Here is a 20585-nt window from a genome sequence, read left to right as displayed (position 1 = left end):
CCCATTTTACCGATTTATCATTTGATTAAATAAGTGTGGAGAATCCATCGTGATCATCTGTGAGACGGTTGAATTTTGATATTCAGTATTTACCCAATTATTGTTAGTCAATAATAATCCATCAAGTATTAACATTATCACTAACAAACTAATGATTACGCCAACAACCGCACCCAAGAGTGAATTCAGTTGTCTTAACACTGGCAAAGAAACAATTCGATTCAATAGATGTGAAACCCATCTTAAAATAACCGCCACTACTACAAAAGTTACCAAAAATGATAGTCCCCGCCAGAAGCCAGTATTGCTGTAAGCATGGGTCGCTAAAATCATATTAGAGACGGTTCTTAAAAAATCAGCAACCGGAATCACATAAACAAACGCAATTATTGCAGCAATCAAATAACTAATAAAGCTGAATAACTCATTTACCAGGCCACGATGATAACCATGGACAATCGAAAAGATTAGTATAATTATGATGATAATTGTAAATAACATTAGTCTTCGTCATCCTCCGCTTTATTGTTAATCTTATCAAGTTCTAATTGTTTTTTTAATTGATCAGAAATTGCATTAAACGCAATTAAAATGGCAGCATCTTCATCACTTACACCCTTGGAGATGTTTTTTAACTGTGCCAACTGATTGTTTAAGATGCGCGCAGTTGTCTCCATGTGTTCATCTGAAGCATCCCCAATAAAAGTATATTCCTTCCCACCAATTTTAGTTTTAAATCTATTTTTACCAGCCAAAGTAAAACCTCCCGCAATGCTTCCATTTTATCATGAAAATCCTTTAAATTAATTAAAAAAAGGATGCTGGATTTCCAGCATCACTTAATTATTTAATTATTTTTGATCTTGTCCTGATTGCAGGAATGTATCAAGCATTTCTTGAACCATTTCCCACTCATTGTCATCTTCAATTGGTTCTAATTCTCCACCACTTGGATTAGCAGGATCATCATCCTTTGGCAATGCATAAGCCTCAATATCTACTTCATCGTTATCATCATCTGTTGCTGGATAAATAAAAATATAGGAACGATTGTAATCATCAGATGAGAAGGTAAATAAAATATTATACAAACTTTCTTTTCCATCTTCATCGACAAGCGTAACTTGTTCTTGTTGGTTGTTCTCGTTTTCTTTACTCATATTAGTTCCTCTTTTCTAATTAGAAATTACATAACTTACCCTTACGATCAAGGTAACTCTGTAAAATCAATTCAGCCGCAACCTTATCAATAACTTTTTTTCGTTTTGCTCTTGAAACATCAGCTTGTTCAATCAGCATTCGTTCAGCTTCAACAGTGGTGAGTCGTTCATCTTCAAAATCAACTGGCAGATTAAAATTTTTCTTTATCAAATCCCCATAATTTTTCGAAGCTTCTACTCTTGGACCAGAAGTATTATTCATATTCTTAGGTAGTCCAATGACAACGCCGTTGACATCATATTTCTGGATTAATTCCTTCATTCGTTTTAACCCAAACTCTTTTTCATCTTCGTTGATTTTAACGATTTCGATTCCCTGAGATGTCCACCCTAAAGCATCGCTCATGGCTACACCAACGGTTCTCGATCCAACATCTAATCCCATTAACCTCACTAATCTGACGTCCCATCCATTGATGGTGTTCTACCCTTCAAATATGAATGTAAAAGCACATCAATTATTTCTTCTCGATCGTAATGACACATTAGCGTCCGCGCATTATTCAATTTTGGAAGATATGCTGGATCGCCAGATGTTAAATAACCAACTAATTGAACATAAGGATCATAACCCTTTTCAATTAAGGCTTGGTAAACAGTCGCCAGCGTCTTATGAATATCTAGATTCGACTTGTCTTTAAATAATGAAATGTTTTCTTGTTTGTGCTCCATCATAGATCCCTCCCCTACAAAAAAGATAATACACGACTAATTTTCAAATAACAACTATTACTTATGTTCCTTAATCCAGGTCTTGGCAGCTTTTAAAGCATCATCAATACCAGCTGGATTTTTACCACCAGCTTGGGCCATGTTAGGACGACCCCCTCCACCACCGCTGATATTTTTAGAAATTGATTTAATTAAATCACCAGCTTTAATTCCAGCCTTCACTTGATCCTCACTAACTGCAACTAATAAATTAGCTTTGTCATCAGTACCAGTCCCAAGAACAAGAACGTCTGAAGCGTTTTTATCTCTCCAGGTATCAGCTAATTCTCTTAGTTGACTCATATTAGCATTTTTTAAGTGTCCTGCAATCAAAGTGACTCCATTAACGTCCTGAACATCATCAAAAATGTCTACGGCTTCCTGGTTAGCTAGCTTAGTTTCAAGTGATTCTTGTCGACTTTCCAAATCCTTAATTTGACCTTGTAATTGTTTAATACGGCCGGGAATTTCATCGGTTGTTGGTGACTTAACTGTCTTTCCAATTTCCTTTAACATTCGTTCCTCATCATTTAAAAGATTAAAAGCATCTTTAGAGGTAACAGCTTCAATTCTTCTGACTCCAGATCCAACTCCGGTCTCAGAGACAATCTTAAATAATCCCAACTGACTGGTATTTTTAACATGATCGCCACCACAAAACTCAATTGAAAAATCATCAATCTTTACTACTCGAACTTCATCGCCATACTTTGCGTCAAAAAGTGCAATAGCGCCCATTTCTTTTCCGGTTTTTTGGTCGGTCACAACGGTTTGAACGGGAATGGCAGCAAAAATCTTTTGATTAACCATGTTCTCAACTTTTTGCAGTTCAGCGTCAGTGACTTGACCAAAATGGGTAAAGTCAAAACGAAGATAATCAGGACGAACTAGTGAGCCAGCTTGTTGCGTATGACCACCAAGAACATTTCTTAGTGACTGATCTAATAGATGAGTTGCCGTATGGTTATTCTCAACCCGATCATGGAAATCGCGGTCAACAACTAACTTGTACTTCTCACCTTTCTTCATATCACCGGTAATTTTAACAGTATGAAGATTTTGACCATTTGGAGCTTTTTGGACATCCTCAACTTCAGCCACTTCGTCACCATTTTGGTTATAAATCTTACCACTATCGGCTACTTGACCACCCATTTCAGCATAGAATGGTGTTTTATCGAAAATTAATTCAGCTTCTTTTTGGTCCGGCGTGATCTGATTTGTCAGCTTTTCATCAAAAATAATATCATTAAGTTTAGCAGCATCAACGGTTAGTCGATCGTATCCCACGTATTCACTAGGAGTTTTAATATCAAGTAACAAATCTCGTTGAACTTTCATCGATTTCTTCGACCCACGAGCGTTTCTAGCCCGGTCTTGTTGCTTTTGCATTTCAACATCAAAACCAGTTTCATCCACTTTAACCCCTTCATTACCAGCATATTCCTCGGTAAGTTCAAGGGGAAAACCATAAGTATCGTAGAGTTTAAAGGCATCTTTACCAGAAATTTCTTTTTTAGAATTGGTCTTAGTCTCAGAAATAAGGTTATTAAGCAGTTGCAAGCCATCGCTTAGCGTGGTGTTAAAACGCTCTTCCTCATTTTTAACAATCTTTTGAATATAATCACTCTGCTCAAGAACATCTGGATAGTAAGATTGCATAATTTGACCAACAACAGGAACTAGTTTATACAAAAAGGCATCATTAATACCTAATTCGTGTCCATTAACAGTTGCCCGTCTAATCAGGCGTCTAATGACATAACCTCGTCCTTCATTTGAGGGAAGGGCCCCATCACCAATGGCAAAGGTAATTGCCCGAATGTGATCAGCAATGACCTTAAAGGGGATGTCATCTTTCCGATTACCATCATACTTCTTACCATCACTTAATTCCTCAGTTTTCTTGATAATTGGCATAAATAAATCGGTTTCAAAGTTAGTTGGTGCATCTTGGAAAATTGATACAACCCGTTCAAGTCCCATTCCAGTATCAATGTTTTTTCTTGGAAGTGGCTCATAGGTTCCTTCAGGCGTGTGATTAAACTGAGAAAACACAATATTCCAAACTTCCAAATATCGCTCGTTTTCACCGCCAGGATAATTTTCGGGATCATCAGGTGCCAAGTTATCGTACTTTTCACCCCGATCATAAAAAATTTCCGAATCAGGACCTGAGGGACCTTGACCAATGTCCCAAAAATTGTCCTTTGCTTCAACAATATGATCAGGCGCAATCCCGACCTTTTCCCATAATTCCTTTGTTTCTTTGTCATCAGGATAAACGGTGACGTATAAATTATTTGGATCCCATCCAAACCACTTCGGACTAGTCAATAACTCGTATGCCCACGGAATGACTTCTTTTTTAAAATAATCACCAACCGAAAAATTACCAAGCATCTCAAACAGAGTTTGGTGTCTTGCCGTTTTACCAACGTTCTCAATATCATTAGTTCTAATACTCTTCTGTGAACTAGTTAATCGTGGATTACTTGGAACTTCTGAACCATCAAAATACTTTTTCATGGTGGCAACCCCAGAATTAATCCAAAGTAAAGTGGGATCATCCTTTGGGACTAGTGAGGCACTTGGTTCCACGGTATGACCCTTCTCTTTGAAAAAATCAAGAAACATTTGACGAACTTGACTACTGCTGAGCTTTTTCATGATATCCTCCATAATAATAAAAAATAAAAAACACCCTTGCTAGCAAAGACGCCGGGACGCGGTACCACTTTACTTGCAACGATGTTGTCATTACCTCTTTAGTCCCTATAACGTGGGAAACGATCTACTGTTTGGTAGCATCAAAATAACTAAGTACGGTCTGTTTTCATTTTTCAAACCTTCCTGTAGTACTTCACTAATTTGACATATCCAACTAACATAAATTATATCCAGAAAATAAACTACTGTCAATTAGACTCTTACTGATAACGCTGCGAGCTACGCTTTTTTTGCTTCTTGCGGGCTCGAATTTGATTTCTGATCTCAATTTTACGATCTTCATCACTTTTTTGCTTAATAGCACGGCGAATCTTCTTTTTGTATCCAGGTTTAACGTTTTTCTTCTTTTTCTTAATCAAACCAATCATAGTAGGATCCAATTTATTTTGGGGCTCACGACGTTTAGCTCGCCGTCTTCTATCATAAGTATCAACTACTTCTCCATGTTTAATTTCTTTAGGAGTAAATTTAATCCCCATTTTCTCCAATTCAGAGATCTTTTGTTCTTCACCTGGTGCATATAGAGTGATGGCAGTCCCTTTCATCCCATTTCGACCGGTTCTTCCAACTCGGTGAATAAAATATTCTAGATCAGTTGGAATATCATCATTAATAACATGAGAAACTCCTGAAATATCAATTCCACGGGCCGCTAGATCAGACGCCACCACAAATTGATAATCAAGGTTTTGAATCTGCTTCATAACCCGCTTTCTAACTCGTGGTTGCATTCCTCCATGAATTTCAGCAACTTTTAACCCGCGTTGCTTCAGATGATCATAGATCTCATCTACCCGCTCACGCGTATTCGCAAAAATAAGAACCAAATATGGCTCACCCATTGTGATCAGCTGATAAATTAAATCATTTTTATCTTTTCCTTTAGTCGAAATCAACCAGTTAGAAACATCCTGATTGATAACCGTTTTGGTGGGAATATCATCCATGACCGGATTCTTCATGTACTTTTTTAGAAATGGCCTTAACTTCGGTGGAACAGTAGCAGAAAATACCATCATTTGTAAATCCTCGGCCATTTTAGAAGCAATCTTGTCAATTGTATCTAAAAAACCCAAGTCTAGAGTCATATCGGCTTCATCAATTACTAGTTGTCGAGCACGATGGATTTCAAGATCACCATTTTTAACAAGATCCCAGATTCGACCTGGAGTACCAATCACTACCTGTGGTTGTTCATGCTCAAGCTTTGAAACTTGGCGTTCCTTATCAGTTCCTCCGACATAATTTCCAATGTGAATGGTTTTATCAGAGAATTTAGCAATTTGTTTTGCATTGTCATAAATTTGATATGCTAATTCCCTACTGGGAGTTGTAATGACAACCTGAACATCTTCTTTATTAAGATCTAAACCATCAAAAATGGGCAAAAGAAAGGCATGAGTTTTTCCACTACCAGTAGCAGACTTACCAATCACACTTTTTCCATGTTTAATGGTTGGAATTACTTTAGTTTGAATTGGAGTAGGATTATGAAATCCCAGGTCCTGAATGGCATCACTAATGAAGGGTTGAAAATGATAATCTTTAAATGAAGCTCCCATTAATTGTTCTCCTTTTTGTACTGTTTCACAATTTCTCCTAGCTGCTTAACAACTTGTTTAATCTCATCCTCATCAGCAGCTTTAGCTCCACTTGCAAGCGCATGACCACCACCGTTGTGTTCTTTAGCCAATTCGTTAATGGATGGTCCTTTAGAACGCAATCGAATGCGATAATTTCCTTCTTTTTGTTGGACAAAAATCGCCCAAGAAACCACAGTGCCAATATTACCGGGCAACGGAACCACTGATGACGTACTATCATCACCTAAGTTGAGGTCCTTAATTACTTCATTAGTCAAAACTACATATGCAGCCCCATTGTCGTCAATTTTCAAATTATTGTATACATAAGCAGCCAAACGAGCTTGGGCAGTATCAATTTCATCTTCAATTTGGGCCACGTCTGTAATCGAAAAATCGTACTGGTCTAATTTGCCTGCCACCTCAAACGTATGCGATGAAGTCGATGAATACTTAAACCTACCGGTATCTCCGATGATTCCAGCATACAATAAACGAGCTGCATCATCTGTCATCTTTAAATCATCATTAGCAGCAAATAAATCATAAATTAATTCGGAAGTACTTGATGCTTCTGGTTCAACCCACATCAAATCCCCAAATTGATCGTCATTTGGATGATGATCAATTTTAATTAAATATTTTCCCTTTGTATAACGATCATCATCAATTCGCGGCTGGTTAGCAGTATCAACCACAATCACTAAAGCATTCTTGTAATCATCGTCACTTGCTTTCGTAACTTTTCCTAACCAATCAAAGCCTGGATACTGTTTTCCAACGGTCAAAACCTTTTTATTCGGATAAGATGCCTTAATAATGCTAGCCAACCCAATTTGAGAACCAACCGCATCTGGATCAGGACTCTGATGTCTGTGAATAATAATCGTCGGATATTCCTTGATTTTTTCGTTAATTTGCTGCTTTGTATTCATTAAAATAGCCTCTAATAATCTTAATTATTTAACAGTTAAGTATAACCCACAAACACTATAATTCAAAGTGAGGATCTGAATACAAGGGAAGCTTAACGTTTTGAAACCCTAAGTCTGAGAGACTAGTAAGTGTTATTCCCAACAATCTAACACCATTAGTGGCATCAGGAAGCAAATCAAAAAGCTCCATTGCCAAATCATAAAAAAGACTGGCATCGTTTTCCATAAAATCATTCCACGAAACTCTTTTGGTTAACGTAGTAAAGTCACTGTACCTGACCTTTAAGACTAAAACTTTTCCATGTTTCTCATGCTGATTTAATGACTGCTCCACCATCTCAGAAATCTTATGGAGTTGTGATTCCACTTCCTGTCGGCTTTTTAACTCAGGACCATAAGTTCTTTCTTTTCCAATTGATTTGCGCTCTCTTTGATACTCAACCGGTCGATCATCGGATCCGCGAACTCGACGATACAAAAAATAACCAAACTTACCAAAATTCTTGATAAGATCCATCTCTGATTGTTGGTATAAATCATAACCATTTTGGATGTTTAATCGTTGCATTTTTTGAAGCGTCTTTTTTCCAACACCCCGATAACGTTCAATGGGAAGTTTCATCAAAAATTCGTGACTATCTTCCACATCGATCACAGAAACTCCAGCAGGTTTCCGGTAATCAGAAGCCTCCTTGGCCAAAAACTTATTGTAAGAAATCCCGGTGGAAGAAGTTAGATGAGTCTTTTCCCATATTTCACTTTGAATCAAATGAGCAATCAGTACCGGATTATCAATTCCCTTTTTGTTATCTGAGATGTCAAGGTAAGCCTCATCAAGCGCAACGGTTTCAATTCGGTCGGTATATTCATGAAAAATCGCATGAATTTGATGCGAGACGCTTCGATACAATTCAAATTCGGGTGCCTTAAAAATTCCCTTAGGACAAAGTTCAAGTGCTTTACTAGCAGGCATTGCTGAATGAACGCCAAACTTTCTCGCTGGGTAATTAGCAGTGGTCACTACTCCACGACCACCAGTCGTCCTTGGATCTTTAGAAATAATGAGTGGTTGATCAACAAATTCAGGATGCTCACGTTGCTCAATTGAGGCAAAAAAAGCATCCATATCAACATGTAAAATCCGACGTGAATGATTGATTTGAATTGATTCTTCCAAAAGTTCACCTTCTGTCCCAAACGTACGTTCTTGTTCATCCAATAAAAAAGATCGGACTCATCCGACCCTCTTATTAAGCGTTGTCATCATTTGAATTATTACTTACATCGGATGCTTTTTCTGATTCGTCTTTTTTGGAAGTATCCTTCTTTTTTGAATCATCTGAAGCACTATCTTCTCCTGGACGACTTGCACTTGCAATCGCGTTGAGGTCAAATACTAAATAAAGACCATCACAGTCTAAAGTAACCGTTCGCTTTTCATTATTAATTTGATCAACAATTCCATGAAGTCTGCCAATGGTAACCACATGATCACCCTTACGCAAGTTTTTCAAAGTGTTTTGATGCTTTTGTTGTTGCTTCTTTTGTGGTCTGATCATCATAAAATACATTAAAACGAACAAAAGAATTAATACAATAATTCCAGCATATTGTGATATGTTCTGCATGTTTTCACCTCATTCTTTATTTAACAATAGCTTACCAAATTGTCGATAAAATTTCCAATTAATTTAATTAGCTTCAGGATATTTTCGGCCCAAGTGTTTATAACCAGCTCTTGTTACCATCCGTCCTCGAGCAGTCCGCTTGAGATATCCAATCTGTAACAAATATGGTTCATACATCTCAGAAATTGTTTCTGATTCTTCGCCAATATTGGCGGCTAAGGTATTTAATCCAACTGGACCACCATCGTAAAAGTCGATCATCGTTGAAAGCAAATTGAGATCAGTTCGATCTAATCCGTTCTTATCAACGCCTAAAGCATTAAGTGCGGTATCAACGCTATTAACATCAATCTCATCATGATTGGCCACCTGTGCAAAATCTCTCACCCGTTTTAACAATCGATTAGCAACTCGAGGAGTTCCTCTGGAGCGCAGCGCAATTTCGTGAGCACCATCTTCTTTAATCTTACTATGAAAGATTTTAGCTGAACGTTTCACAATCTTTTCTAAATCACGATCGTTATAGTAATTCATCCGTTCAACAATACCAAACCGATCTCTAAATGGTGAATCAAGCAACCCAGCCCTTGTGGTAGCTCCGATCAGCGTAAACGGTGGTAATTCAAAGTGAACGGGATGCTTGGTTGAATCGTCATTTCCAATGATAATATCAACATAGTAGTCTTCCATCGCGGAATATAACATCTCTTCAACTTCTTTAGGTAGACGATGAATTTCATCAATAAAAAGAATATCACCGGGTTTTAATTCGTTTAAAAGAGCCACCAAGTCACCTTTTTTTTCAATGGCGGGACCAGTGGTTGTCTTCATATCAACGCCCATCTCATTTGCAATCACGTTTGCTAGTGTCGTCTTCCCAAGACCAGGTGGTCCATACAATAAGACATGATCAAGTGATTCTTCTCGCTGCCTAGCAGCTTGAATGTAAATCTTAAGTTTCTTTTTTAAGTCATCTTGACCGATATACTGATCAAAACTTTGGGGGCGAAGTGACATTTCAAAAGAATCATCGTTTTCATCATCACTTGATCCAGAAACTATTCGATCATCTGCCATTAACTTCCTCCTAATCTACTTAGTCAATAGTTTGAGACCTGAACTAATATATTGATCAGTTGTATAGTCTGCTTCTATTTTCTGTAGTTTTGTTTTAACTTTATCAACCTCACGTTGCTTAAAGCCAAGAGCTTGTAATGCACTCAATGCATCGTCTAACTGCTTATTTCCAGTGTCTTCAACGTCATTTACCGAAACACTACCAACAAATACGTCATTAGATGTAATCTTATCCTTTAGGTCCAACACAATTTGTTGGGCAGTCTTTTTCCCAATTCCGGGAAATTTAGTTAAATACTTAATGTTTCCAGCATTAATGGCACTAATTAAACCATTACTGTCATTACCAGCCATAATTGCCAAGGCACTTTTTGATCCAATTCCAGAAACATTCAGTAATTGTTCAAAAAGTTGTTTATCCGCTAACGAAATAAATCCATATAATGCAATCCCATTGTCTGAAACCGACTGGTGGATATAAACTCGCACCTGTTGGTCAGTACTATAGTGATAGGGATTAGCTACATAAACTAAGTAACCAACTCCATCAACGTCTAAAACAATGTACTTGGGGGTCACATCCGTAATCATCCCATACAAGTATTCATACATACAATCAACTCATTTCCTATTGGATTAAAAATTCACATCTCTACTTTGATGCGGGTCCTGAATTCGCTTAAACATGGTCTCCAGATCTGAATTAGAAAAATGAACTAAAACAGGGCGGCCATGGGGACAATTAAAAGGATTCTCACACTGTGGTAATTTATCTAACAAGGCCTGAGCCTGGCGCTTATCCAGATGATGATTAGCTTTAATTGCTCGTTTACAACTCATCATGATGGCAGCTTTTTCTCTAAACTGTGCAATTGAAAGCTGTTGGTTACTCAAAACCCAGTCAATCATTTCTTTAATGGTATCTTCTTCCTGACCAGCTTTAAACCAAACCGGATGCTGCCTAATGACAAAACTATTTTTCCCAAATGACTCTAAATGGATTCCATTCTGCTCTAAAAGATCCAAATGATTTGAAATAATTAAAGCATCACTGGAAGTGTAATCAAGAACAATTGGAACCAATAATTTCTGCTCGTCTTCACTCACATTGCCAACTTGTCTTCGATAGTATTCATAATTAATCCGTTCTTGAGCAGCGTGCTGATCAACAACATACATCCCATCTGAACTTTCAGCAATTAGGTACGTACCATGAACTTGACCAACATACCGTAATTGTGGAAAATCATGAGACGAATTTAGACTTTGCTGATTATCACCAAACGGTAAGTCGACCACTTCATTTTCGTACTTTGCTTTAAATTTACGAGCGGAATTCGAATCTAAATCATTTTTTCGATAAATCATAATCGGCTGATGATGAGCTGGATAAGCATTGTGATTAGCCACTGACTTCATCGAGTCTGACTTACTAACCTGTGGAATCGAACTTTTTTGTGTATTTTGATCTTCATAGAGTTGATTTAAATTAAGTGAAATTTCCGTAGAGTTATGACGTGCAACCCCATTTTTTAAAGTCTGGTTATTCATAGCATCCGGAATCAGATTTTGTTTTGCTAAAGCATCATAAATTGTTTGTGAGACGAATGAACTTAATTCCTTCTTTTTGGAGATTCTGATTTCCTCTTTTGAAGGATGTACATTAACATCAACTAAAGTTGGATCCATCTCGATACTTAAAACGACAATCGGATATCTTCCAACCATCAGTTTTGATCCGTACCCATCAATAATCGCGTGATCAATGCCAAAGTCACGAATAAATCGCCCATTAACGATCACAGATGTATATTTACGGCTTGCTCTAGTTAATTCTGGCAAGCTGACGTACCCACTTAATTTAAAGTCCGGATTTTCAGCACTAATCGGAATCATTTGCTTCATACTTCGATTGCCATAGATTCCAGCAATGACTTGTTGCATGTTGTTTCGACCCGAAGTCCGTAGGAGTTCGCGACCATTATGAGTCAAAGAAAAAGCAATTTCAGGATGGCTAAGAGCCAATCGATTGACAATATCAGATATCTTAGATAGTTCCGTAGATGGTGCCTTTAAATATTTTAGCCGGTTAGGGGTATTAAAGAACAGATCAGAAACGACGACCGATGTTCCTCTTCGTGCCTGTGATGGCTCCACCTTTACAACCTTGCCACCATGAATTTTAATTTCAGACCCCTGTTCTCTACCATCCGAAGTCCTCATTTCCACATCAGAGACAGAGGCAATACTAGGCAACGCTTCGCCACGAAATCCTAATGATTTAACTCGAAACAAATCACGTTTATTATTAATTTTACTCGTAGCAAAACGTCGAAACGCCAACTCAACTTGATCAGGAGCAATTCCAGATCCATTATCAATCACCTTAATCTTTTTAAGGCCATAATCAACCACTTCAATGTCAATCTTACTACTACTGGCATCAATTGAATTTTCAACTAATTCTTTTACTACCGATGCTGGCCTCTCAACAACTTCTCCAGCTGAAATTTGATCGGAAAGGATTGTCGGTAATTGATGAATTTCGGACACAATATCACCGCCTTAATTTTCTAACTTAGTCTTCCATTTATACACCAAATTCATGATCTGAATCGGAGTCTTACTCATAAGATCTGTATTCTCAATGTCCTCAATAATCTTACTTTTGTTTTTATCTAATGACTTATCATTTTTGGGGTCATCCACTTTAAACAATGCCATTTGTTCTGAATCATTTAAATCAATTGAATTAGAAGGCGTAGTAGATGCTGGTTTATCTTTATGAACGGAACCTTGATCCTGAGTAACATGATTATCACTACTTTTTTGTTGCTCATCATCTTCTAACTTTAAAAGAACCGTGCTAGCGCGCTTCAACAACTGATCAGGAAGGCCAGCTAACTTAGCAACATTAATCCCATAGGAACGATCGGCTGGTCCATTCATAATTTTATGAAGAAAAACCAGGTTGCCATCTTTTTCGACTGCCCCAACGTGAACGTTCTTTAAATGTTTTAACTCTTGATCTAATTCGGTTAATTCATGGTAATGAGTCGAAAATAGTGTTTTAGCACCAATATTATCATGAATATACTCAATGATAGATTGTGCAAGTGCCATGCCATCATATGTGGAAGTTCCTCGTCCAATTTCGTCAAACAAAATCAATGAATTAGCGGAGGCATGTTTCAAGGCTTCATTGGCTTCCCTCATCTCCACCATAAACGTACTTTTACCCGAAATAAGGTCATCGGCAGCACCAATCCGAGTGAAAATTTGATCGAATATGGGCATCTCGGCTGCATCAGCTGGAACAAAACACCCCATTTGTGCCAGGATTACAATTAGAGCTAGCTGTCTCATGTATGTGCTTTTACCGGACATGTTCGGACCAGTAATTAATAATTCAGAAATATCTGGATTCATTATCACATCATTTGGAACATAACTTTGAGCCCCCATCACACGCTCCACAACGGGATGACGTCCTGCTTTAATGTTCAAATCATGACCATTATTAAACTTGGGCTTTACAAATTGATACTTCTCAGAAATAGTCGCAAAGCTCTGCAAAACGTCTAAACGTGAAATCCCACTCGCTAACTTCTGAATTCGCGGAATCTGCTTTTTAATCTTATCTCTGACCTGTGCAAAAATTTCATATTCTAAACTTTTAGATTTCTCTTCTGCTTCTAAAATAATCGATTCTTTTTCTTTTAGTTCTGGTGTTGAAAAACGTTCCGCATTGGTAAGTGTCTGAAGACGTTCATACCTACTATCATCAAGTTTACCAAGATTACCTTTCGATACCTCAATATAGTAGCCAAATACTCGATTATAACCAATCTTGAGGTTATGGATCCCAGTTTCCTGACGCTCTTTAGCTTCCATATCAGCTAACCATTTTTTACCATTTTTCATGGCATCCCGATACCGATCAAGTTGTTTATTATAACCATTTCTAATGACTCCACCATCCGTGACAGAAATTGGGGGTTCTGAAACGATGGCGTCTTTTATTAATTCATACACATCATTAACATCATCGAGTTTTTGATAAATTTCATCAAACTCTGGAGTATCTAGGTCATTTAAAACATGCTTAATTTTGGGAATTTGTTCAAGTGAAGTCTCCAGCTGAATCAAGTCTCTACCGTTTACTCCGCCAAATGAAATTCGTCCAGAAAGTCGCTCTAAATCATAAACTTTAATCAAATTGTCGGAAAGCTCACTCCGCTCATAATAATTATCTAAGAGCGTCCCAACTAGATTCTGGCGTTGCTCAATCTCTTTCCGATTAATTAGCGGCCGTTCTAACCATTGCTTGAGTTTTCTGCCACCCATTGCCGTTTTAGTATCGTCAACGATCCATAGCAACGTGCCACTCTTTTTGCCAGTTCTAATGTTTTTAGTTAGTTCAAGGTTGTATTGCGAATTATGATCAATTTTCAAAAAAGAACTTGGCTCATATCTAACTGCTGGTTGAATATGAGATAAACTACGCTTTTGTGTGTCCGAAATATAAGTTAATAACATTTTAAGGGAGTCAATTAGCGTTGGATCATCAATATTAGTAATGACATTTGACCCCACCTCAGAAGTTTGATTCTCTTTTGAAATAAGAACACCGATTCCCTTTAGTTGATGAATCAAATTATCATCGATCGAGTCGTTAACTACAATCTCTTTTGAATTAAGATTAATCACTTCGTTTAAGACAGCTTCATCGCTTGCTAACAAGCTAACCTTTAACTCACCTGTAGAAAGATCAATGTAAGAAAATCCAAAAGAATGCTCATCTTTATTATAAGTAACCGCGGTTAAGTAGTTGTTGACCTTGGCATTTTCGGCATTGGCATCAGTTTGAGTTCCAGGCGTAATTAGCTGAATAACATCCCGATCTACCATTCCCTTAGCAGTCCGAGGGTCTTCCATCTGTTCACAAATTGCTACCTTGTATCCCTTATCTACTAAGGTATCAATGTAATTTTGAACGGATTGATGAGGAACGCCACACATCGGAATGGGATTATCTGACTTCCTACTTCGTTTGGTTAAAGTTAACTCCAACAATTGCGCACCTTTAATAGCATCCTCGTTAAACAATTCATAAAAATCGCCAATTCGATAAAACAAAAAAGCATCAGGATATTGATCCTTAACTTTTTGATATTGTTGCATCATTGGCGTAGTTTGTTTTGATTTTGCCATTAACATCGCTCCTCTTTAAAATTCTTGATATGGGTGATCCTTGTTGATTAAAATATTCTTAATTTTTTTAGCTTTGCCAGACTTGTTATCGACATCAATGTAGCAACCTGACAACACTGCTGCGCCAGTCTCTTGAACCTCAAACCGATTAGGACGTGCCGTCATAAACTTATTAATAACGGGTTCAAACTTCATCCCAATCACTCCATCATCTGGTCCAGTCATCCCTGCATCAGTTAAAAAGGCCGTCCCACTTGGTAAGATTTGCCCATCACTAGTCTGCACGTGGGTATGGGTACCCACTAATGCGGAGATTTTCCCATCCAAATGAAGCGCCATGGCCTTCTTTTCACTAGTAGTTTCGGCATGAAAATCCACAAAGACGATATTAAACCCATTGGTATGTAGCTTATCAAGAAGCGCATCCACTTTACTAAATGGATCATCAATTTCATCCATAAACACGCGACCTTGAAGATTAATCACAGCTACCTTACTACCATTAACGTTCATTTCTATGTAGCCCTTTCCTGGGACATCTTTTCCAGGATAGTTAAGGGGACGAATTAAATTTTGGGTTTGATTAATAAAATCAAAAATTTCTGGATTATTCCAGGCATGATTCCCCAAAGTAATCACGTCTGCTCCGGCATGCATAATTTTTAAATAAAGATCATGATTAATCCCACGTCCCACCTTTGTTGCATTTTCGCCATTCACAATGGTTACCTGTGGTTTTAAGTCATGTTTTAGCAAGGGTAGATATTTTTCTACCGTCGCCACCCCAATATTGCCAACCGTGTCACCTAAAAATAAAAATCGCATATCCGCTCTCCATCTTCTACTGTAATACCCTTATTTTACACTGATAAATCAAAATAAAAAAGACCAGGATAATCTCTGATCTTTTACTTGGCATATTCAACTGAGCGGACTTCCCGAATCACATCTACCTTGACATGACCAGGATGATTCATTTCCTTTTCAATCTTATCTTTAATATCTCTGGCAAGTACAATTGCTTCTGTGTCAGAAATCTTTTCGGGTTTGGCAATCACTCTAATTTCGCGACCCGCCTGAACTGCATAACTCTTGGAAACCTCGTCAAAACTATTACTAATTTTTTCAAGTTTATCTAAACGATGAACGAAGCTTTCAAGTGAATCACTCTTTGCACCAGGTCGTGCCATTGAAATCTTATCGGCAACATCAACTAATTCTGAAATCATATAATGTGGCTCACTTTTTTGACCACCTAATTGAATTGTATCAATTACTTCTGGGCTCTCACCATATTTCTTTGCAATATCAATCCCAGCATCAACATATGAAACATCAGTTCCACTATTTGACGACAGACCAATCTCACGCAACAATCCCGCTCTTTTCGCTAATGTAACATCTTCACCTAACTCAGCAGCAAACACTCCCGCCAATTTTGCTACTTGAATGGAGCGTGATAAAACATTTTGTCCATATGAAATTTTATATTTCAATTGACCAATTAATTTAATCAAATCAGGGTTCATTGAATGAATCCCTAAATCAAAGACAACGTTTTCCCCAGTCTCTTGAATTTGAGCATCGAGTTCTTTTTTACTCTTCTCAACCATTTCTTCAATACGTGCTGGATGAATCCTTCCGTCTTTAATCAACTTTTCAAGTGCCATTTTGGCGACTTCACGTCGAACTGGATTAAAACCACTTAAAACCACCGCATTGGGAGTATCATCAATAATTAGATCAATTCCAGTCAATGATTCAAAGGTTCTAATGTTTCGACCCTCACGTCCAATGATTCTACCTTTCATATCATCATTGGGTAAAGTTACTACAGACACAGTAGTCTCTGAGACAATATCAGCAGAACTCTGTTGAAGTGCTTCAACAATCAAGTTTTTAGCATCCTTAGCAGAAGCTTCTTTAGCAGCATCGTAACTCTCTTTAATCATTTGAGCACGGGTATCAGCCAATTCTTGCTTAGTCTCATCAATTACCATCGTACGAGCTTCCTCTTTAGTTAAATTAGAAACTCTGGCAACTTCCTGTTGCCGTTTTTCAATAAGTGAATCTGCTTTTTGTTGTTTCTTTGTCAGTTCTTGCTTTTCTTTTTCAAGTTTTTCTTCTTGCCGTTCCAAAGAATTATCACGTTTCTCAAACGCACTATCCTTTCGATCAAGCGTTTCTTCACGTTTCAACAAACGATCTTCTTGTTTTTGAACTTCAAGACGACGCTTTTTCAACTCTTTTTCTACTTGAAGTCGATAAGCATTCCCCTTCTCTTTTGCCTCTAAACTAGCTTCTTTAAGCGAGTTTTCAGCTTGCTTTTCAGCATCAGAAAGGATATCTTTTGCACTTTCATGAGCAGCATCTAACTTCTTCTCAGATACCTGCTTATAGGTGAACTGACCAATCAAAAAACCAACAACGACAGCGATAACAGCGGAAACAACTGTAACTATCATTTACATATGCCTCCGTATCACTAATAAAAAATTTATTTAAATAACTAGCATAAACGTTATTCACTTCTTAATTCTAAAGTTTAGAAAAATTAGTGTCAACTAGTATGTACAAAATAGGAGAACCAATATCCTCCTATTTTCACTTTAAATTATCATAAATCATTTTAAGACCGCATTTTGTAGCGTAATCACGAATTTCATTTCGATCCTTGCCAAAATTAAATTCACGGGTCTTAACCTCACCATCAGGTAATGAAATTCCTACCCAGAAATTCCCAGCAGGATGTCCTTCCAATTCATCAGGTCCAGCAACTCCAGTAAAAGAAACCGAAACGTCAGTATTGAGAATTGCTTTCGAATTTTTAGCCATCCAAACAGCCGTCTCAGATGAAACCACTCCATGCTTATCAATCACTTCGCTTGGAATGTGCAAGACATCCTCTTTCACTTTAACCGAATAAGTCACAAATCCACCTGGGAAAACCTCAGAGACACCTGAGACATCACCAAGCCGACTCTGAAACATCCCAGCAGTAAGTGATTCTGCCGCAGTGATCGACAATGCTTTCTTTTTAAGGATATTAACAGCTACTTTAGCCAATGAGTTATCATCACCAAAACCATAGAAATATTTCCCTACAATTGAGTTTACTTTAAAGATCATTTCATCAATTAAATGATCGACATCTGATTTTTTCTTTCCACTCGCAGTAATTCTTAGGGTAACTTCATTTCGCTTGGCGTACGTTGCTAAAGTTGGATTCGTTTGATGAGAAATCAAGGGCTTTAATTGATCCTCAAGTTCTGTTTCACCAATTCCAAAGAAACGCATTACTTTGGAAGCAATAACGGGATTACCACTAGCTAATTTAGTCAAAATTGGAAGTGCATATTTAGTAAACATGTGTTGCATCTCAACTGGTGGTCCAGGTAAAACCAAGTAATCACAGTTCTTAGTCGTAAAAAACATGCCAACGGCAAAGCCATTATCGTTTGGTAATACAGTCGCACCGTGGATATATTCAGCTTGAATATCAGCATTTTGAGGCTTTTCCATTGGATAATTTTTATGAAAATGATTAATTTTTTCCAGTGCTTTTTGATTAGTATCTAACCCAAGACCCAAATGCTTAGCTAGCACAATCTTAGTAATGTCATCTTCGGTAGGACCTAACCCACCTGTTAAAACCACTAAGTTGCTTCGACTTTCAGCAAGCTTTATAACAGCTTCTAACCGTTTGTAATTATCTCCAACGGTGTCTTGAAAGTAAACATCAATTCCTAAATTTGCCAGATGACGCGCAATAAAGGGCGCACTGGTGTCAGTAATTTCACCAAGGAGAATTTCCGTCCCAACTGATATTATTTCAGCATTCATCAAACCACTCCTAACTGTATTAATTAAAATGAATCAGAAAAAACTTTTCGGTTCTTGTAAAAGTACTCAATACCAGAGTAAATGGTAAAGAATAAGCAGATGTATAAACAGATTTGGCCCATCGGAAGATTAATGTTATTAAATAATGCATTATTTAATAACAGAATAATAATCGCAATCATCTGGAAAAAGGTTTTAATCTTGCCTGGCCACGCAGCCGCAACAACTTCACCATCATTTTCAACAACAATTAAACGTAAACCAGTCACGGCTAATTCACGACAAACAATGATAGCCGCAATCCAACTAGCAACACTGCCAAGACCAACTAAGACAATGAAGGCACACATTACCAACATCTTATCCGCTAACGGGTCAGCGAATTTCCCAAAATTAGTCACTAGGTGTTGTCTTCTCGCAATTTGACCATCCAAAAAGTCCGTTAACGCTGCCACAATGAATACCACGGTAGCTAAAACCTGTGTAACTGGAATCATGGTTCCCACGATCATCACGCTGCCAAGATCCATTGGCACAACCAGTAAAATTAAAAATATTGGTATTAAAATTATTCTAAATAAAGTTAATTTATTTGGTAAGTTCAAAAGTTTATCCTCCTGAGGTTAAACGCTAAAATAACGACCTGCTATCTTTAACAGATCGTTATTTAGGTTTGGGTTAAAGTTTATTTGTAATTTTAAAAGTGACATTTCTAACTTGAGCATTCCCATTGTTAGCGGGCTTCTCTAAATTAGCTTTTTGACCGTTAATCGTGATGTCAGTAGCGGGGGCATTGCCGAGGTTAACGTTAAATTCTTTCGTGTTAGCAGGAATGGTGACATCATGAGTCTGGTTGGGATTTAAAGTTCCCTGCCAAACCTGTGATCCATTAACCGAAACAGCTGACCAAGACTTAGCATTTCCCTTTAAAGTGACCTTTGTTTCTTTTTCATTGGTTTTAACATTGTACTCGTTCTCATTAGCACCCTTAGCAATCTGGGTTCCTTGATTATTCTGATTCTTTGTTTTGGCCTCTTTGGCCTTATCCTGAGCGGCCTTCTTCGAACGCGAGCTGGCCATCGAACTTGAACTATCCGAAGATACGGAAACAGACGTTGTACTTGAAGTAGTATCTGAATTGTGATGAGCTAACTTTCCGGCTCCAACCCAGATGACGCCAATGATAATAATCACAATGACCACAATTCCAACAATCGGAATTAGTTTCTTCACACCAGATCCTGAAGGGCCTGATTCTGGACTCGTTGAGTGATGTCTAACAGAACGTTGTTTGGGCATCTCAGACTGAACTGGTTGAGGATTTTCCTTAATGTTATTTTGACCCTCACCGTTATCGTCCTCAGAAGAGCCAAACTTTTCTCCACCAGGAAGCTCGGAGTCATATTTTTGAATAAACTCGCTTCCGTTTAAACCAACTGCATCTGCAAACTGTTTAACAAAAGCACGAACGTAAAAATCACCAGGCAGTGCCTTAAAGTCATCTTGTTCAATTGCTTCTAAATAACGTTTTTGAATTTTAGTTTTCTTTTGAACGTCATCAATTGAAATTCCTGAGTCAACTCTAGCCTTACGCAATAATTGACCAATGTTTACACTTTTTTGATTTTTTTCTTCTTTATCCAT

The 20585-nt window shown here is 37.7% G+C and carries 19 protein-coding genes; all 19 read right to left on the bottom strand.

The genetic code is table 11. The annotated features are described in order from the left end of the window. Positions 1–6: 6 nt before the first annotated feature. Positions 7–501: a CvpA family protein gene (locus AC6UDG_RS06730; protein WP_500696092.1), complete on the bottom strand. Its 495-nt coding sequence runs from the start codon at positions 499–501 to the stop codon at positions 7–9. Further along, the gene (locus AC6UDG_RS06725) at positions 501–755 is read right to left on the bottom strand and encodes a cell division protein ZapA (RefSeq protein WP_500694396.1); all 255 of its coding nucleotides are present in this window, start codon (positions 753–755) and stop codon (positions 501–503) included. The genes AC6UDG_RS06730 and AC6UDG_RS06725 overlap by 1 nt, the downstream gene beginning before the upstream one ends. 96 nt (positions 756–851) lie before the next feature. Continuing rightward, positions 852–1160, bottom strand: coding sequence for a DUF1292 domain-containing protein (locus AC6UDG_RS06720; RefSeq protein ID WP_500694395.1), 309 nt, complete (start codon positions 1158–1160; stop codon positions 852–854). A 19-nt stretch (positions 1161–1179) separates the two neighbouring features. Beyond that, a complete protein-coding gene (gene ruvX, locus AC6UDG_RS06715) occupies positions 1180–1605 on the bottom strand; it encodes a Holliday junction resolvase RuvX (RefSeq protein ID WP_500696091.1) in 426 nt (141 codons plus the stop codon). Between the two features lie 8 nt (positions 1606–1613). Further along, on the bottom strand, positions 1614–1892 hold the full coding sequence (locus AC6UDG_RS06710) for an IreB family regulatory phosphoprotein (protein WP_500694394.1): 279 nt from the start codon (positions 1890–1892) through the stop codon (positions 1614–1616). A 57-nt stretch (positions 1893–1949) separates the two neighbouring features. Further along, a complete protein-coding gene (gene alaS, locus AC6UDG_RS06705; protein WP_500706853.1) occupies positions 1950–4601 on the bottom strand; it encodes an alanine--tRNA ligase in 2652 nt (883 codons plus the stop codon). Between the two features lie 260 nt (positions 4602–4861). Further along, positions 4862–6223, bottom strand: a complete 1362-nt coding sequence (locus tag AC6UDG_RS06700) for a DEAD/DEAH box helicase (RefSeq protein WP_500706852.1) — start codon at positions 6221–6223, stop codon at positions 4862–4864. Beyond that, positions 6223–7179 carry a DHH family phosphoesterase gene (locus AC6UDG_RS06695; RefSeq protein WP_500706851.1) on the bottom strand — a complete coding sequence of 319 codons (957 nt, stop codon included), beginning with the start codon at positions 7177–7179 and terminating at the stop codon, positions 6223–6225. Before AC6UDG_RS06695 ends, AC6UDG_RS06700 begins: the two co-directional genes overlap by 1 nt. Positions 7180–7234: 55 nt before the next feature. After that, entirely contained in the window at positions 7235–8356 is a 1122-nt protein-coding gene (dinB, locus tag AC6UDG_RS06690) for a DNA polymerase IV (RefSeq protein ID WP_500701382.1), read from the bottom strand. A gap of 73 nt (positions 8357–8429) precedes the next feature. Continuing rightward, entirely contained in the window at positions 8430–8807 is a 378-nt protein-coding gene (yajC, locus tag AC6UDG_RS06685) for a preprotein translocase subunit YajC (protein ID WP_500706850.1), read from the bottom strand. A gap of 63 nt (positions 8808–8870) precedes the next feature. After that, positions 8871–9884 carry a Holliday junction branch migration DNA helicase RuvB gene (ruvB, locus tag AC6UDG_RS06680; RefSeq protein ID WP_500706849.1) on the bottom strand — a complete coding sequence of 338 codons (1014 nt, stop codon included), beginning with the start codon at positions 9882–9884 and terminating at the stop codon, positions 8871–8873. Between the two features lie 15 nt (positions 9885–9899). Beyond that, entirely contained in the window at positions 9900–10496 is a 597-nt protein-coding gene (gene ruvA, locus AC6UDG_RS06675; RefSeq protein ID WP_500694387.1) for a Holliday junction branch migration protein RuvA, read from the bottom strand. Between the two features lie 24 nt (positions 10497–10520). After that, positions 10521–12437: a DNA mismatch repair endonuclease MutL gene (gene mutL, locus AC6UDG_RS06670; RefSeq protein ID WP_500706848.1), complete on the bottom strand. Its 1917-nt coding sequence runs from the start codon at positions 12435–12437 to the stop codon at positions 10521–10523. A gap of 12 nt (positions 12438–12449) precedes the next feature. Continuing rightward, the gene (mutS, locus tag AC6UDG_RS06665) at positions 12450–15098 is read right to left on the bottom strand and encodes a DNA mismatch repair protein MutS (protein ID WP_500706847.1); all 2649 of its coding nucleotides are present in this window, start codon (positions 15096–15098) and stop codon (positions 12450–12452) included. 15 nt (positions 15099–15113) lie between these two features. Continuing rightward, entirely contained in the window at positions 15114–15923 is an 810-nt protein-coding gene (locus AC6UDG_RS06660) for a TIGR00282 family metallophosphoesterase (protein WP_500696084.1), read from the bottom strand. Between the two features lie 83 nt (positions 15924–16006). Next, positions 16007–17563 (bottom strand): ribonuclease Y, encoded by a 1557-nt coding sequence (gene rny, locus AC6UDG_RS06655; RefSeq protein WP_500696083.1) that lies wholly within the window; start codon positions 17561–17563, stop codon positions 16007–16009. A 139-nt stretch (positions 17564–17702) separates the two neighbouring features. Beyond that, a complete protein-coding gene (locus AC6UDG_RS06650) occupies positions 17703–18941 on the bottom strand; it encodes a competence/damage-inducible protein A (RefSeq protein WP_500696878.1) in 1239 nt (412 codons plus the stop codon). 23 nt (positions 18942–18964) lie between these two features. Then, positions 18965–19546: a CDP-diacylglycerol--glycerol-3-phosphate 3-phosphatidyltransferase gene (gene pgsA, locus AC6UDG_RS06645; protein ID WP_500694381.1), complete on the bottom strand. Its 582-nt coding sequence runs from the start codon at positions 19544–19546 to the stop codon at positions 18965–18967. 73 nt (positions 19547–19619) lie between these two features. Then, complete coding sequence (locus AC6UDG_RS06640; RefSeq protein WP_500694380.1) at positions 19620–20585, bottom strand: helix-turn-helix domain-containing protein; 966 nt, start codon at positions 20583–20585, stop codon at positions 19620–19622.

This window comes from Fructilactobacillus sp. X2R1C1, from assembly GCF_059901435.1.
Note: the sequence above shows the minus strand (reverse complement) of the source record. Positions and strands in the feature narration are given on the sequence as shown.